This is a genomic window from Streptomyces iconiensis (assembly GCF_028657195.3).
GTDB classification, from domain to species: Bacteria; Actinomycetota; Actinomycetes; order Streptomycetales; family Streptomycetaceae; genus Streptomyces; species Streptomyces iconiensis.
This window is the reverse complement of record NZ_JANCPR020000002.1, coordinates 40,307-54,408: the sequence shown is the minus strand read 5'-3', so window position 1 is coordinate 54,408 and position 14,102 is coordinate 40,307. Positions and strand designations below refer to the sequence as shown.

Here is a 14,102-nt window from a genome sequence, read left to right as displayed (position 1 = left end):
CGCGGCGCCACACTCCGGCGGACCCACCGCCGAACCGGCGGACCGAGCGCCCCGAGGGGTTTCCTGGCCATCGTCGAGGGCGGGGCGCTGAGCTGGGGTTTCTGTGGGAAAAGTGGCGCGAAATGTTCCGAATGTCACGATGGTGGGGGGTTCCGGGCCCGCAAGGAGGCGGCGGCTCGGTTTGCGTAACGATCTTGGACGCGACCCGGAAGGTACGCGATGACTTCGGTAAGCGGAATCCCCTGCTGGGTCAGCCTGACGACCCGCGACATGCGCTCCACCGAGGAGTTCTACGGGGCCGTGCTCGGCTGGTCCTTCCGTGACAGTCCGCTCGGCGACGAGTACCGCGTGGCCACCGAGGACGGTGAGCCCGTCGCCGGTCTGGGAGAGCTGGCCGTCACCTGGCAGCTCCCGGTGCGCTGGACGGTCTTCTTCCAGGTCGAGGACGCGGACATCACGACGACGCGCATCGCGGAGCGTGGCGCGACCGTCGCCGTCGGCCCCCTCGCGGTCGGCAGTGGCCGCGCCGTGCTGGCCGCCGACCCCTCCGGCGCCCCGTTCGGCCTGTGGCAGGGCGAACAGCCGCGCGGCTGGGCCGTCGGTACCGGCCACGCTCCCGCCTGGCTCGAACTGCGCACCCGGGACGCGTTCGACGCCGCGCTCTTCTACGGCGCCGTCTTCGGCTGGGCCGAGGACCCGCGGCACGGCATCAGCTATGAGGAGCAGAGCGACGAGGTGATCGTCCTGGTGGACGGGAAGACCGTCGCCGGGCTGCGGGACGGCGGGATCGAGGCAGCGCCCGACCCACGCGTACGCCCCCGCTGGGAGGTCTTCTTCCGCGCCCCCGACCTGGACGGGGCCGTCTCGGCCGCGATCGGCGCCGGCGGCGAGGTCGTGCTGCCGCCGCAGGACACCGAGCACGGTCGCGCCGCCACCCTGCGCGACCCCGACGGTGCCCTGTTCTCCCTCCTCAGCATCTGACCCGGCAGGCACCGGGTGCCACCCGCCATCCGGCGACCCGTCAGGCGCCGGCCCCGGTATCTGCCCCAGGTCTTGCGCGGGGCACGGGCGGGGATGACGCTGAGCGCACGGCCCGATGCGGTGCGTACGGGGTGAGGGAGTGGGGGGTGGGGCGGATGTCAGCGAGGAAGCGGACGACGGCGGCGGCCCGGCGGGGGCGTGGTGCTGCCAGGCGGCGCGGTGCGGCGGTGCGCCGTCGGTCCCATGTGTGGTTACGGGGGCGATGGCGCCCCGTACTGGGGTGCGCCGCCGTTCTGGTGCTCGCCGGGATCGTCTACTGGTCCCGGATATGGCCGTATCTGCTCGGCGCCGCCGTGGGTGCCGCGCTGGCCCTCGGGTGCTGGCGGCTGTGGCGTGCCGACCGGGTGGCCAGGGCGGAACACCGCGAGTGGGAGCGGCAGGACGCGGTGCGAGCCGGACACCGTACGCTCGCCGAGGTCGACGGCATGAGCGGCGGCGCGTTCGAGGACCTGGTCGCCTCGCTGTGCCGGCGCGACGGCTGCACCGGCGTGCGGCGCGTCGGGGGAGCGGGTGACAACGGCGCCGATGTCCTCGGGGTGCTGCCCGACGGGCGTTCCATGGTGATCCAGTGCAAGCGGTACGCGGTGTCCCGTGCGATCCCCGCGCGTGACATGCGGGAACTCGCGGGCGCGCGCGGCTACTTCAGGGCCGAGGTGGCCGTGCTCGTCACCACCAGCCGCTTCACGGCGCAGGCCCTGACCTTCGCCGCCTCCCAGCACCTCGTCCCCGTGCACCGCGACCAGCTCGCCCTCTGGCACGCCGGTAACCCGCTCACCCAGTTCCTCACCCTCGAAGGGGCGGGCCAGGGCGACGCGGCACACAACCGGCGCCGGCGGCTGCCGAACTGACGTAGCGTCAGTCAGTGGCCCGGTGACTGCGCGGCCCGCTGAGCCTGCCGGGCCCGCTCGGCCTGCTGGGCCCGGTAGGCCGCTGCCCGCGCGAGGTAGTTCCTGTGTTCCTGCGCGTGGTCGGGCGGCAGGTGCGGCGCGTCGGGGGTCGTGGTGGCGAAGAACCGCGTGAGTGCTCCGTTCGCGCTCGTGGCCAGCTCTCCGGAGCGCGCGAACATCGCCGACTCGTAGCGGGAGACCGCCTCGCCGAGGGTGGCCTCCTCCTTGACGGCGTGCGCGAGTTCCACGCCGTCGAGCATCGCCAGGTTGGCGCCGTGGCCGCCGAAGGGTGCCATGAGGTGCGCCGCGTCCCCAATCAGCGTGACGCCGGGAACGCGGTCCCACGTCAGGGGCGCGGGCAGCGCGTGGAACGTGCGCGGCACATAGTCACCGTCGTTGGCGGTGATCAGCTCGCGCATGCCGGCCGACCAGTGGCTGAACTCCTGGACCAGGTGGGCGCGTACGGCCTGCCGGTCGGTGAGGTCCACACCGGCCCGCACGTGCCAGTCCAGTGGCGCCCGGAACGCCACGTAGCCGCGGACCACGCTGTTGCTGTTGCGCTGGACGATCACCGCGCGACCTGCGCCGTCGTTGGCGAACATGTGGCCGTCGCCCACGATCCCGGCGATGGCGGGGTGCCGGGTGTCGACGTCGTCGAAGCGGGCGTCGAGGAAGCAGACCCCGAGGTACTGGGGCACCGCGTCGCTGACCAGGGGGCGGACCTTCGACCACGCACCGTCGGCGCCGATGACGAGGTCGGCCTCCGTGCTGGTGCCGTCGGCGAACTCCAGACGGTGCACGCCGTCGCCGGTGCGGACGGCACGCACGAGTGCGTGTCCCCAGTGGACGGTGCCGGGCCGCAGGTGTTCGTGGAGCATGCGGCGCAGCTGGCCCCGGTCGATCTCGGGTGCCGCTTCGTCGCCGGGCGCCGGTGTGAACTCCGTGAGGACGGTGCCGTGTTGGTCACGGCGGCTCTTGGCCTGCCCTTCCGGCCGCGCCAGCGCCATGAAGGCGTCGATCAGCCCGGCGTCCTCCAGTGCGATCTGCCCGCTGTCGGCATGCAGATCGAGCGTTCCGCCGGCGTCGCGTGCGTCCACCGCCGCGTCGCCGTCGTGGACCGTGACCTCGATGCCGTGTCCCTGCAGGACGCGGGCGCATGTCAGCCCGGCGGGCCCGCCCCCGACCACGGCGATACGGGGTGTGCTGTTGGTCATCGCTTCCTCCAGAAAGACCCGGCGTCGCTTCGGCGGCGACAGTTCGGTCGGTCGGTACGCCGCCCACTGTAGGTTGAACCGTTGAAAAAGTGCAACCGTTCAACTTTCTCATCGGATACACATTCCGGTACGGTGGGGCGATGACGGAGAGCGGGCGCCGCGAGCGCAAGAAAGCAGCAACCCGCCAGGCGCTGGCCGACGCGGCCCTGCGGCTGTTCCTGGAGCGCGGCTACGACGAGGTCGGCGTACGCGAGATCGCCGATGCCGCCGATGTCTCGGTGACGACGCTGTTCAAGCACTTCCCCGACGGCAAAGTGGCGCTCGTCTTCGACGAGGAGGCCGACCGCGAGGCGGAGCTGATCGCGGCCGTCAGCGAACGTCCGGCCAGGCAGACCGTGCCCCAGGCGCTGCGCCGGATGATGACGGAAGAGCGCTCACGGCGGATCCACGCCGACCCCCGGTTCGCTGGCTTCCTCCGCATGATCGACTCCACCCCCGCGCTGCGCGAGTACGCCCGGCGCATGTGGCTGCGCCACGAGCAGGCGCTGGCCGAAGCGATCGCCGCCGACGCCGGCCTCCCGCCCGACGAACCAGGCTGCCAAGCGCTGGCCCACTTCGCCCTCGAAGCCGCGTCCCTCGCGCACGAACGGAAGGCACCCCAGGACGCCCTCGACCGCATCTTCGACATCCTCGACAACGGCTGGTCCCGCACCCTCCCCGAACGGTCCTGAAGTCAGGGGCGTTGAAGCCAGGGGCCTTGATGCTCAGCGGCATTGATGCTCACGGGGACTGCTGCTCAGGGCGTTGCTGCTCAAGGGCCTTGATACGCAAAGGCGTTGCTGCTCAAGGGTGTTGAAGCTCAGGGGCATTGCTGTCCCAGGGCGTTGACTCTCAGAAACACCGAAGCCCGGAGGCCGTCCGGGCACGGCCCGTCCCGGTGGCCGCATTACACTCACGTCGGTGAACGCCGCCACCGATTCCCCGCGTTCCGTCGCGGTGCTTCCGCTGCGGGAGCGCAAGAAGCAGCGCACGCGTCAGGCGCTGATCGACACGGCCCTGAACCACTTCACCCGCAGCGGGTTCGGCGGCGTCACGCTGGACGAGCTGTGCGACGAGGTCGAGGTGTCCAAGCGCACCTTCTTCCGGTACTTCGCCGGCAAGGAGGATGTCGCGACGGCACCGCTCCAGGACCTGTGGGCAGCGTTCCTGGAGGAACTGCGTGCCACGGGGCCCGACGGACGGGTCCTGCTGGAGCTGACGCGCGACGCGCTGCTCGCCGCCCTCGACCGGGTGGCCGACCACGACTGGGCACACCGCGCCCGGCTCAGCCTGCGGCTGGCGGAACGCAACCCGTCCATGGACGCGCACAGCACACAGTTCTGCGAGCGCACCACCCGGTCGGCGCTGAAGATCCTGGACGGCGCTCTCGCCCTCGAAGGACCCGCGGACCCGCGCCCCCGGCTCGCCACGGACATGCTCGTCTCCGCCTTCCGCCACGCGCTCGCCGGCTGGGCGGCCGAGCCCTCGGAAGCCGTGCCGAACGGAGTGGCCGCGGGCACTGCGGCGACCGCGGCGACCGGGAGCGAGCCCGTTTCGGACAAGCGGGAACTCGCCGCCCGTTTCCGTGCCGCACTCGACGCCCTCCCCGGAAGCCTCGCGCTCACCACCGTGCCGCGCCCCGCCGCCGGTTGACCGCCTCGCCCGAGCACCAGGCCCGTCCCCCGGGGGGAGCCCCGCCCGGCGACGCGGTACGTCCCCCGGCCCCCGGCCCCCGGACGCGGCACGCCCCGCGTACGCGTGCGCGTTCGCCTTCCGTAGCGGCTGAGCCGGCAATACCGTATGGGGCCACCGTTCCGTCTTCCCGGAGGCCGCATTGACCAGCGAAGAGGCGCTCGTACAGGGGGACTTCGACCCCACCGACCGGGAGCGCGACCCCGTTGCCCAGCTGGACGCGCTGCTCGCGGCGGGGCTGCGCGTGGTGCGCAGCGAGCGGATGGGCGGCGCGTATCTGGTGCTGACCCACCAGGACGTACGCGAGGTGCTGGAGGACCCGGAGACGTACGCGTCCGCCCATGCGCTGGGCGGGCCGCTCAAGGACGCGGTGCCCGAGGAGGTCGCGGCGCTGCTGCCCGGGTTCCTGCGGGAGCCGGTGACCGGTGTCGTGGACACGGACGGTGCCGCGCACGCGCCGCTGCGCGCCACCGTGCGGCGCGCGTACGCGGGGCCGCGCGTCAACCCGCTCGCGGCCCGGATCGAGGACCTCGCACGCGAGTTGGCCGACGAACTGGACGAGGGGCTCGGGCGTGGCGAGGTCGATCTCGTGAGCGCCTACGCACAGCCGCTCGCACAGCGCGTCATGGGCGCAGCGCTCGGCATCCCGCAGGACGACCTGCTCGCGGTCGCCGGCTGGGCGGGCGATATGGCCTCACTCATCACGCCGGGCATTCCCGTGCAGGTCAAAAGGGAAGCGGCGCGGCGGCTGTGCGACTACGAGGAGTGGGCGACCGGGTTCTACGCCACGCTGCCGCCGGGACACGACAGCGTGGCGGCCGTCTACGCGCACGGCGAGGGCGAGGCAGGCCCGATGTCGGCGGCGAACGCACTCAACAACCTGCTGGTGCACTTCGTCGCCGGCACCGTGACCACGTGCCACGCGGTCACGTCGGCCGCCTACCAACTGCTGCGCGACCGCACCCTGTGGCAGCGCGCTCTGGGCGACCCGCAGAACTACGCGCCCCGCGTGCTGGAGGAGGGGCTGCGGCACACCTCCCCGCACCGGGGACTGGTACGGGTGACGACGCGCGCGACCACGCTGGGCGGTACGTCACTGCCGCAGGGCGCACATGTCCTCCCGCTGCTCGGCGCGGCCAACCGGGACCCCGCACACATCCGGGACCCCGCGCGCTTCGACCCGGACCGGGAGGCCCCGCGCGGCCATCTCGCCTTCGGCGCGGGGCCGCACGCGTGCGTGGGCGCCCATCTGACGCGCCTTGAGGGCCGGTTGGCGCTCACCACGCTGCTGACCCGTTTCCCCACGCTCACCCTCGCAGCCCTCGAGGAGGAGCCGCCGGTCCTGCCCGATTACCACTTCCACGGGCTCGCGATGCTGCGGGTCAGGCTCCCTTAGCCGGCGCGCCGAACGGTTCCACGCCGACGACCCGGCGCACGCGTACGGGCTCGATCACCACCGAGACGCGCCGCTCCTCGGGCAGCAGCCACTCGTACGGCGTGCCCAGGTACTTGTCCGCGAGCCTGTCCATGTCCCGTTCGGCCTCCGGGCCCTCGACGAAGCGCGTGACGCGGCCGTGGATCTGGACGCGGTCGAAGGGGTTGGCCGCATCGGCGTGGGAGAGGCACACGCGCGGATCGTTCCGCAGGTTGCGTTCCTTGACCCGCCCGACCGATGTGTTGAACCACGGGGTCCCACCCTCCAGGCCCACCCACATCGGGCTGACATGAGGCGACCCGTCCGGATTCGTCGTCGCCACGAACCAGATGAGCGCCGCCTCCAGCCGTTCCCGTACGTCCTGCTCCAGCTCCCGCATTACCAGGGCACCTCTCACTCGTCGTGCGTATACGCGGGGGACTGTAGCTGTCGCCGGGTGCGGCGGCGTGAACCGGGAGGGGCGGCCCCGGCGCCCTGCGCCCCGGCCGCGCTGGCCCGGCCAGGAGACCCGTACCGCGCGCAGGCGCTCGCCGCGTCGCTGCACGCACTCCGTAAAATGGCCCGGCCCGCAGCCGGCCCGGCCCGCCGCCCAGCCGCCCCACAGGGCGCCGACACCGTTTCCCGCCATCCGGAAGAACGAGAGGGACCGCGCCATGACCACCCCGCACGGCTTGCCCCTGGAGCCCACCCCGATCCATGTGTCCGACGAGGTCCTCGATGACCTGCGCACCCGTCTCATAGCGACCCGTCCGCCGCTGGACGAGGGGAACGAGGACTGGTCCTACGGCGTACCGGACAGCTGTCTCCGTGAACTGGTCGCCTACTGGCGGGACGGCTACGACTGGCGCAAGGCCGAGGCCGCCATCAACGCCTACGAGCACTACCAGGTCAGCGTCGCCGGTGTCCCGGTGCACTTCATGCACAAGCCCGGCCGCGGCCCCCGCCCGATCCCGCTGATCCTCACCCACGGCTGGCCGTGGACGTTCTGGCACTGGTCGAAGGTGATCGATCAGCTCGCCGACCCGGCGGCGTTCGGCGCCGACCCCGCCGACGCGTTCGACATCATCGTGCCGTCCCTGCCAGGGTTCGGTTTCCCCGGCCCGCTCACCGGCTTTCCGGACGTCAACTTCTGGAAGGTCGCCGACCTCTGGCACACCCTGATGACCGAGACCCTGGGGTACGAGAAGTACGCCGCCGGGGGCTGCGACATCGGCGGGATCGTCTCCAGCCAGCTCGGCCACAAGTACGCCGACGAGCTGTACGGCATCCACATCGGCTCCGGACTGCCGCTCGACTTCTTCTCCGGCCCCCGCGCCTGGGACTTCGCCCGGAACCGGCCGCTCACCGACGACCAGCCCGCAGAGGTCCGCGCCCGCATCATCGAGCTGGACCACCGCCTGGCTTCCCACCTCGCCGTGCACATGCTCGACGGCGCCACCCTGGCCCACGGGCTGAGCGACTCACCCGCCGGACTGCTGGCCTGGCTGCTGGAGCGATGGAACGCCTGGAGCGACAACGGCGGTGACATCGAGTCCGTCTTCACCAAGGACGACCTGCTCACCCACGCCACGATCTACTGGGTCAACAACTCTGTCGCCACATCGATGCGTTACTACGCCAACGCCAACCGCTACCCCTGGGTGCCGGCGCACGACCGCACCCCGGTCGTGCAGGCCCCGGTCGGCCTCACCTTCGTCACGTACGAGAACCCGCCCGGCATCCACACCGCCGACGAGCGCGTCCAGGCGTTCAAGAACGGCCCGCTGGCCGCCTGGTTCAACCACGTGAACGTCAACGCCCATGACCACGGCGGCCACTTCATCCCCTGGGAGAACCCCGACGCCTGGATCAGCGACCTGCGCCGCACCTTCCACGACCGCGGGGACCAGCGGTGAGCCCCCGGCAGACGCCGGGGGCTCAGTGTGTGAGGGGTCAGATGGAGCCGTTGCGTACGCCGCCGATGAATGCGGCGAACGCGTCTGTGCGGAAGGTGAGTACGGGGCCGTCGGTGCTCTTGGAGTCACGGACGGGGATCTCGCCAGTAGCGGTCGCTTGTGCCGGGGCCCACTCGATGCAGGAGCCGCCGTTGCCGCTGTAGGAGGACTTGAACCAGCGGAGGGTTTCGGTCGTCACGGTTTGCCCTTTCGTGCCTGCTCGGTCGTGGTCGCGGATGCCGCTTGGGAGAAGCGCGCCACCGATGGCAGTGAGCCCCCGACGGGTACCGGGGGCTCAGCGCGTGAGGGGTCAGATGGAGCCGTTGCGTACGCCGCCGATGAATGCGGCGAACGCGTCTGTGCGGAAGGTGAGTACGGGGCCGTCGGTGCTCTTGGAGTCACGGACGGGGATCTCGCCGCGTGAGGCGGCGTGGTTGGCGGCGACCTCGATGCACTGGCCGCCGTTGCCGCTGTAGGAGGACTTGAACCAGCGGAGGGATTCGGTCGTCACGGTGTGCCCTTTCGTACCTCTTCAATCATGGCCGTGGATGCTGCCTGCGACAGCGCTTCGGCTTGTAGCTGATGGTAGGCGGTCAGCATGGGCAGCACGAGCGTGCTTTCTCTCTCAAGATGCCCCCGCTGCGCGGATTCGGCGTACGACATGAGCGAGCGGTCCGGCATCGTGAGCACGGTAACGGGAAGGCTGAACGGCCTGCGCTCGCCCATGGCGAAAGGTGCAATCTGCAACACGGTGTTTGGCAGCGCGGCGAACTCAAGCAACCGCGCGAACTGAGCATCCATGACAGCGGCAGAACCCATCGGTCGGCGGATGCACCCCTCGTCAAGTACCGCGCTGATCAGAGGGGAGGGCGACCGCGCGAGTGTTGCCTGCCGCTTCGCTACCAGCTCGACCCGTTCGTTGGCTTGCTCGGGGCCGATGGCTTCCCGCCGTACTGCGTCCGCTTCGAGCGTCGCTGCGTACTCGGATGTCTGGAGAAGACCGGGGACAACTCCCACCTCGTACAGCCGGATCTCTGCCGCACGTGCCTCGTACCCCAGGTACTCCGGGTAGCCCTCCAACAAGCTGCCGTTCCGGATCTCGCTCCATTCGCGCTCGAATGAACTCGACGTTCCCGCCAGCCCGAACGCAACGTCAGCACCCGTTGAGAAGCGACGGGTTGGAGACTTGTTGCCAGTTTCCACGTTGGAGACGTGCCTGCCGGTGTACCCCATCCGGGCAGCCAGTTCGTCCTGCTTCCAACCGCGTGTCTCTCTCAACCTGCGTAGACGCGCGCCGAACGCCGCTTCGGGACCCGCATCCGGGTTCAGCTCTCTGCGGTTTACCAATGTTCCCTCCGGCGCCGAAACGTTGAAGAGGTTCTGAGTCTAGGACACGCTGAACGCTCCCGGTAGCGGTACCGCTACAGAGAGGAGTTGAGCGATGGATCAGACACCCAACATGGCGCCCCCACAACCGAGTTCGCCGGGCATAGTGCTGGACCCGCACGTGGGCCAGGGGGCGGCGGGGTGAGCGGGAAGATGGTCGCGCGCGGTCTGGTCGCTGAGGCTGTGGCCGAGGAACTGTGTGAGGTGCTGGCCGCGTTGGGCCTGGATGCGAGCGTGACGGTACGTCAGAACATCGGCGCTGCCCTCGTGTCCAGCGGCGCCGCCGGGGTGCGCAGGCGGGGTCCCACGGTCCTGGTCGATGTGCCGCCGGGCGATGGCGCGGTCCTCGCGCAGGCGCTCAAGGGGCAGTCCCGTGGCTAGCCGGATGACGCTGCGCGTCGGCAGGGTCGGCCCGGACGGGAAAGCGGAGTTCGGGCCGGAGCGGGTGGTCAAGGTGAAGCCGGATCCGACCGTGCCGCGTGAGGACGCGTACCGGTACCCGCCGTGCGAGTGCCCGCAGCACCGGCCGGACCTGCACCAGGAGCGGACCGCGCTGCGTGGGCTGCGGGCCGCGGAGTGGTGGGCATGGGCCCGCCATTGACGCGGGCCCAACACCCGTACGGGCGTGCCCTGTTATGTGCCGCTGCCGACAGCCTTGTGCGCACGCGGCGCCGGACGCCGAGGCCGGGCCGGAAGCGCCCCGTGACGCTCCGACCTGGCGCGGCGTGCCGGTCAGCCGGTGGCGGCCGACGCGTCCGCTGAGCGGTGGGGCCATGCGCGCCGGGGCGACGCCGGGCCGTACGGCCCCCGCCGTACATCCCCACGAAGCCGACGCCGCCCCGCCATGCCCCCCTCCCATGGCGGCGAGGCCGGCACCCCCGTCCCCCGCGAGGCCACCGGGCTCACCGCCGTGGTGTTTGCGAATGCCACGTTAGTTTTCCGGTGTCTCAGAACCGTCCCAATGCCGTCTGCGACCCGTTCCACCAGTTCGTTGCTTTCTCAACCACCGCCATGAGCATACGGATTGGCCCCGTGCGGGTCACCAGTACTGATCCCGCCACGGGCCACGGCAGCCCTGCCCGCGCGGACGCGCTGAGCGCCGCACCCGCCGCGCCCCTCCTCCGGGGGAAGGGGCCACCGCGCGTGGCGCGAGGCCGCGTGCAGGCGCGCGGCCCATGGGGCGAGGTGCGTAAATTCGTTGCCGGCTACTTGCCGATTCGTGCCGCTGAAATGGGAGCGTTTCCGCTCGCCTTCCACAGGCGCACTGTCCCATCGGAACTGCCGCTGGCCAGGGTCTTACCGTCTTGGCTGAACGCCACGGATCGGACAACGTCGTCGTGGCCGGTGAGGGGCTCTGTGTGCTTGCGTGTTGCCACGTTCCACAAGAGCACTGTCCCGTCGTCAGTGCCGCTGGCCAGGGTCTTACCATCCGGACTGAACGTCACGGAATAGACAGCGTATTTGTGGCTGTTGAGGGGCGCCGGGTGCTTGCGTGTTGCCACATCCCACAAGATCACTGTCCCGTCGCCGCTGGCGGTGGCCAGGGTCTTACTGTCCGGGCTGAACGCCACAGAATAGACAGAGTCTTTGTGATCGGCGAGGCGCTTTACGGGCTCGCGTGCTGCCATGTCCCGCAGGAGCGCTGTCTCATCGCCGGCGCTGCCGGTGGCCAACATTTTACCGTCCGGGCTGAACGCCACAGAACTGATATCACCTTTGTGGTCGGTGAGGCGTTTTATTGGCTCGCCTGTTGCCACGTCCCGCAAGAGCGCTATCCCGTCGCCGCTGGCAGTGGCCAGGATTTTACTGTCCGGGCTGAACGCCAGAGAACTGATGACGGTACTGTGATCGGTGAAGGATTCTCCGCGCTTCCGCGTTTGAGCATTCCACAAGGTCACCGTCCCATCGCCGTCGCCGGTGGCCAACATTTTACCGTCCGGGCTGAACGCCACGACAGCGTCTTTGGGGCCGTTGAGGGACCCTGCGTGCTCGCGTGCTGCCATGTCCCAGAAGATCACTTCCTCTTCCCCGCCGATGGCCAGGGTCTTACTGTCCCGACTGAACATCACAGACGAGACGGGCCCCGTGCGGTCGGTGAGGGACGTCGTGGACTTTACGGCGATTTTCTTCGGTGCGCCATTTTCAGGGTTCTTGGCATCTGATTCAGGGTTCTTGGCGCCGGAGTTGTCTCTCAGGGCAATGACCGCAGTTGTTCCTCCTGCGCCCGCCAGGGCTGTGGCGCCGATGGCGAGGAAGGCCCGTCGGCGGATCGGTTTCCGGGCCGGTTCCGGTGCGTTGGCGGGAGGGGTCCGGCCGTTGTTACCGGCGGCGGCCTGGGCGATACCTTCGCGGGGTGTCTCTGTTTCGCCGTTGCTGGTCGGCTGTCCGGAGCTGTGTGTGCTGACGGCGTTGTGCGGTGCGGAAGGCGCTGATGCGGCGCGGTACATGGGAGAGCCGGGTTCCGGGGGCCCCGGGGGCCTGTCCTCCGGCAGGGCCGGCGGGGTGCTCTCCCGCGGGTCCGGTGGCGGCTCCTCCATGGGTGGATGGCTCACACTGTCGCCCTCGGAGTGACCGCTGGACGGTGCGGAGGGCGCGGCCGAAGTGGGCTCCCCCGACCCGGCGTTCGCGTCCGTCCCGTAATCCACCCCGGCTTCGGCCCTGGCTTCAATGCCAAGGTCAGGGCCGATCCCGGTGCTGGCCCTGGCACCTGCTCCGGTCCCGGTCCCGGTCCCGGCTTCGTCCTCGTCTCCGGCCGCAGCGCCGCCGTTCAACTCCGGTGATCCCAGCGGTCCCAGAGTTTCCGGTGATCCCAGCGGTCCCAGAGTTTCCGGTGCGCCCGGCGTCCCCGCAGTCTCCGGTGGCCCAGGCGACCCCGCAGTTTCCGGTGCGGCCGGCGACCCCGCAGTTTCCGGTGGTCCCAGCGGCTCCGGTGATCCCGATGGGGTCGGCGATTCCGGCGTTCCCGCCTGCGCGGGCTCAGCTGTCTGCGCTATGTCCGTCAACTGGTGGCCTGTAGGCCGCTGTGAAGGTACGTCCTGGTGCTGTGTGATGTCTGCGGTGATCGCTTCGGGGAGCCAGTTCCCGGTACGGCGCAGCATGCCGTCTTCCGAGGCAGCGCGGCACAGGTCGATGACCTCGGCGGGAGAGGGCCGCTCGGTGGGGGCCTTGGTCAGGCAGCGGTGCAGCAAAGGCAGCAGCGTCTCGGGTACACCGGTCAGGTCTGGTTCCTCGTACACGATGCGGAAGAGCACGCCGTGGGTCTGGCCCTCGCCGAAGGCGGGTGTGCCCTTGGCGGCGTAGGTGACGAGTTGGCCGAGGGAGAAGATGTCGGTTGCCGGGCCGATGTCTTTGTTCAGGGCCTGTTCGGGGGACATGAAGGGGGGCGTGCCCACGGTGACGCCGGTGTTGGTGAGGGCTGTGGCGTCGGCGGCGCGTGCGATGCCGAAATCGATGACACGCGGGCCGTCGGAGGCCAGGAGCACGTTGGACGCCTTCAGGTCCCGGTGGACGATGCCCTCGCCGTGCACGGCTTGCAGTGCTTCGGCCACCCCTGCCGCCAGGAGGAGAACGGACGGCACGGGCAGGGTGCCGTGCCGGGAGACCGCTGCGGAGAGGGTGGGGCCCTGGACGAAGGCGGTGGCGAGCCAGAGCGGTGGGGTGTCGATTTCGCTGTCGATGACGGGTGCGGTGAACAGGCCGTGCACCCGCCGTGCGGCGGCGACTTCGTGGCGGAAGCGGCGCCGGAAGTCCTGATCGTCCGCCAGTTCCGGGCGGATCGCTTTGATGGCGACGGGCCGCCCGGCCAGGGTGTGGGAGAGGTAGACCGTGCCCATGCCGCCCGCACCGAGGCGTGCCGCCAGGGTGTAGTCGCCCAGCTGTGCGGGGTCGTCCGCCTGCAGCGCCTGGAAGACCGAGACCTCCGCACCCGCACCGGAGCCTGCTTCCCCGTCGGCCATACCGATTGGCCCTCCCCCGTCGTGAACTCCCTTGTGCTGCCGTGCGCGTGATCCTATCGGCCGACTTCGACGGCCACGGGCGCCACCTCACGGGCCCGCGCGAGACTGTCCGTGACCCAACGACCTTGGAGCGGTTCGCCGGCTCCGGCGCTGGGGCGACAGCGCACACGTCCGAGACCGGTACCTCGGGCCCTCGCCCACGCCCGCTGTGACGCTGCGCGACTCCCGCTCGCTGACAGCTCGTCAGGCCGGGTCGTCCGTCCGCCGGGTCACCCGTCTGGCCCTCCCCGCCTCGGGAACGCGGTGCCGCGGCCCTTTTAGGGTGAGTACCCCGGCCGGACCGGGTGAGCTGAGAACCGACGAACCGAGAACAGGACGCACCATGGCCGGACATGCGGTGCCCCCGGAACACGAGCAGCAGTCCGACGGCGCCCCCCGCACCCCCTCCGGCGGCAAGCCGCCGACCGGGCACGGAGCGTTCCGTACCGGATGCTCACCACGGCACGCACAGGCCCCGA

General features: G+C 70.5%; 14 protein-coding genes. 8 read left to right on the top strand and 6 right to left on the bottom strand.

Translation table 11 applies throughout. The annotated features are described in order from the left end of the window. Nucleotides 1-219: 219 nt before the first annotated feature. Nucleotides 220-981, top strand: a complete 762-nt coding sequence (locus tag NMN56_RS01945) for a VOC family protein (RefSeq protein WP_274043651.1) — start codon at nt 220-222, stop codon at nt 979-981. Between the two features lie 155 nt (nt 982-1,136). Further along, nucleotides 1,137-1,889, top strand: a complete 753-nt coding sequence (locus tag NMN56_RS01940; protein WP_274043652.1) for a restriction endonuclease — start codon at nt 1,137-1,139, stop codon at nt 1,887-1,889. Between the two features lie 11 nt (nt 1,890-1,900). On the opposite strand, the gene NMN56_RS01935 is transcribed toward NMN56_RS01940, so the two are convergent. Next, nucleotides 1,901-3,142 (bottom strand): FAD-dependent oxidoreductase, encoded by a 1,242-nt coding sequence (locus tag NMN56_RS01935; RefSeq protein ID WP_274043653.1) that lies wholly within the window; start codon nt 3,140-3,142, stop codon nt 1,901-1,903. A gap of 140 nt (nt 3,143-3,282) precedes the next feature. On the opposite strand from NMN56_RS01935, the gene NMN56_RS01930 reads away from it, so the two are divergent. From NMN56_RS01930 to NMN56_RS01920, 3 genes are all read left to right on the top strand, one after another. Next, nucleotides 3,283-3,873 (top strand): TetR/AcrR family transcriptional regulator, encoded by a 591-nt coding sequence (locus NMN56_RS01930; protein WP_274043654.1) that lies wholly within the window; start codon nt 3,283-3,285, stop codon nt 3,871-3,873. A 229-nt stretch (nt 3,874-4,102) separates the two neighbouring features. Continuing rightward, the gene (locus tag NMN56_RS01925; protein ID WP_274043655.1) at nt 4,103-4,834 is read left to right on the top strand and encodes a TetR/AcrR family transcriptional regulator; all 732 of its coding nucleotides are present in this window, start codon (nt 4,103-4,105) and stop codon (nt 4,832-4,834) included. Nucleotides 4,835-5,015: 181 nt separating this feature from the next. Beyond that, nucleotides 5,016-6,269 (top strand): cytochrome P450, encoded by a 1,254-nt coding sequence (locus NMN56_RS01920; RefSeq protein ID WP_274043656.1) that lies wholly within the window; start codon nt 5,016-5,018, stop codon nt 6,267-6,269. On the opposite strand, the gene NMN56_RS01915 is transcribed toward NMN56_RS01920, so the two are convergent. Next, nucleotides 6,256-6,687 carry a PPOX class F420-dependent oxidoreductase gene (locus NMN56_RS01915; protein WP_274043657.1) on the bottom strand — a complete coding sequence of 144 codons (432 nt, stop codon included), beginning with the start codon at nt 6,685-6,687 and terminating at the stop codon, nt 6,256-6,258. The two genes, NMN56_RS01920 and NMN56_RS01915, sit on opposite strands and share 14 nt — an antisense overlap. Before the next feature lie 274 nt (nt 6,688-6,961). On the opposite strand from NMN56_RS01915, the gene NMN56_RS01910 reads away from it, so the two are divergent. Next, complete coding sequence (locus NMN56_RS01910) at nt 6,962-8,203, top strand: epoxide hydrolase family protein (protein WP_274043658.1); 1,242 nt, start codon at nt 6,962-6,964, stop codon at nt 8,201-8,203. Between the two features lie 37 nt (nt 8,204-8,240). Here NMN56_RS01910 and NMN56_RS01905 read toward each other — a convergent pair whose 3' ends face one another. The 3 genes from NMN56_RS01905 to NMN56_RS01895 all read right to left on the bottom strand — a co-directional run bounded on the left by NMN56_RS01905 (nt 8,241) and on the right by NMN56_RS01895 (nt 9,589). Next, on the bottom strand, nt 8,241-8,441 hold the full coding sequence (locus NMN56_RS01905; RefSeq protein WP_274043659.1) for a DUF397 domain-containing protein: 201 nt from the start codon (nt 8,439-8,441) through the stop codon (nt 8,241-8,243). Between the two features lie 111 nt (nt 8,442-8,552). Further along, the gene (locus NMN56_RS01900; protein ID WP_274043660.1) at nt 8,553-8,753 is read right to left on the bottom strand and encodes a DUF397 domain-containing protein; all 201 of its coding nucleotides are present in this window, start codon (nt 8,751-8,753) and stop codon (nt 8,553-8,555) included. Next, nucleotides 8,750-9,589: a helix-turn-helix domain-containing protein gene (locus tag NMN56_RS01895; RefSeq protein ID WP_274043661.1), complete on the bottom strand. Its 840-nt coding sequence runs from the start codon at nt 9,587-9,589 to the stop codon at nt 8,750-8,752. Before NMN56_RS01895 ends, NMN56_RS01900 begins: the two co-directional genes overlap by 4 nt. A 180-nt stretch (nt 9,590-9,769) precedes the next feature. Between NMN56_RS01895 and NMN56_RS01890 the strand changes: the two genes are divergently transcribed. Then, nucleotides 9,770-10,009, top strand: coding sequence for a hypothetical protein (locus tag NMN56_RS01890; RefSeq protein WP_280842774.1), 240 nt, complete (start codon nt 9,770-9,772; stop codon nt 10,007-10,009). Beyond that, nucleotides 10,002-10,229, top strand: coding sequence for a hypothetical protein (locus NMN56_RS01885; protein WP_274043663.1), 228 nt, complete (start codon nt 10,002-10,004; stop codon nt 10,227-10,229). Before NMN56_RS01890 ends, NMN56_RS01885 begins: the two co-directional genes overlap by 8 nt. A 604-nt stretch (nt 10,230-10,833) precedes the next feature. Here NMN56_RS01885 and NMN56_RS43175 read toward each other — a convergent pair. Then, nucleotides 10,834-13,584, bottom strand: coding sequence for a protein kinase domain-containing protein (locus tag NMN56_RS43175; protein ID WP_430542444.1), 2,751 nt, complete (start codon nt 13,582-13,584; stop codon nt 10,834-10,836). Nucleotides 13,585-14,102: the final 518 nt, after the last annotated feature.

Excerpts from the sequence above, each read along its gene's own strand:
- NMN56_RS01945 (WP_274043651.1), top strand. The coding sequence starts at position 220 with ATGACTTCGGTAAGCGGAATCCCCTGCTGGGTCAGCCTGACGACCCGC.
- NMN56_RS01915 (WP_274043657.1), bottom strand. The coding sequence starts at position 6,687 with ATGCGGGAGCTGGAGCAGGACGTACGGGAACGGCTGGAGGCGGCGCTC.
- NMN56_RS01935 (WP_274043653.1), bottom strand. The coding sequence starts at position 3,142 with ATGACCAACAGCACACCCCGTATCGCCGTGGTCGGGGGCGGGCCCGCC.
- NMN56_RS43175 (WP_430542444.1), bottom strand. The coding sequence starts at position 13,584 with ATGGCCGACGGGGAAGCAGGCTCCGGTGCGGGTGCGGAGGTCTCGGTC.
- NMN56_RS01940 (WP_274043652.1), top strand. The coding sequence starts at position 1,137 with ATGTCAGCGAGGAAGCGGACGACGGCGGCGGCCCGGCGGGGGCGTGGT.
- NMN56_RS01910 (WP_274043658.1), top strand. The coding sequence starts at position 6,962 with ATGACCACCCCGCACGGCTTGCCCCTGGAGCCCACCCCGATCCATGTG.
- NMN56_RS01930 (WP_274043654.1), top strand. The coding sequence starts at position 3,283 with ATGACGGAGAGCGGGCGCCGCGAGCGCAAGAAAGCAGCAACCCGCCAG.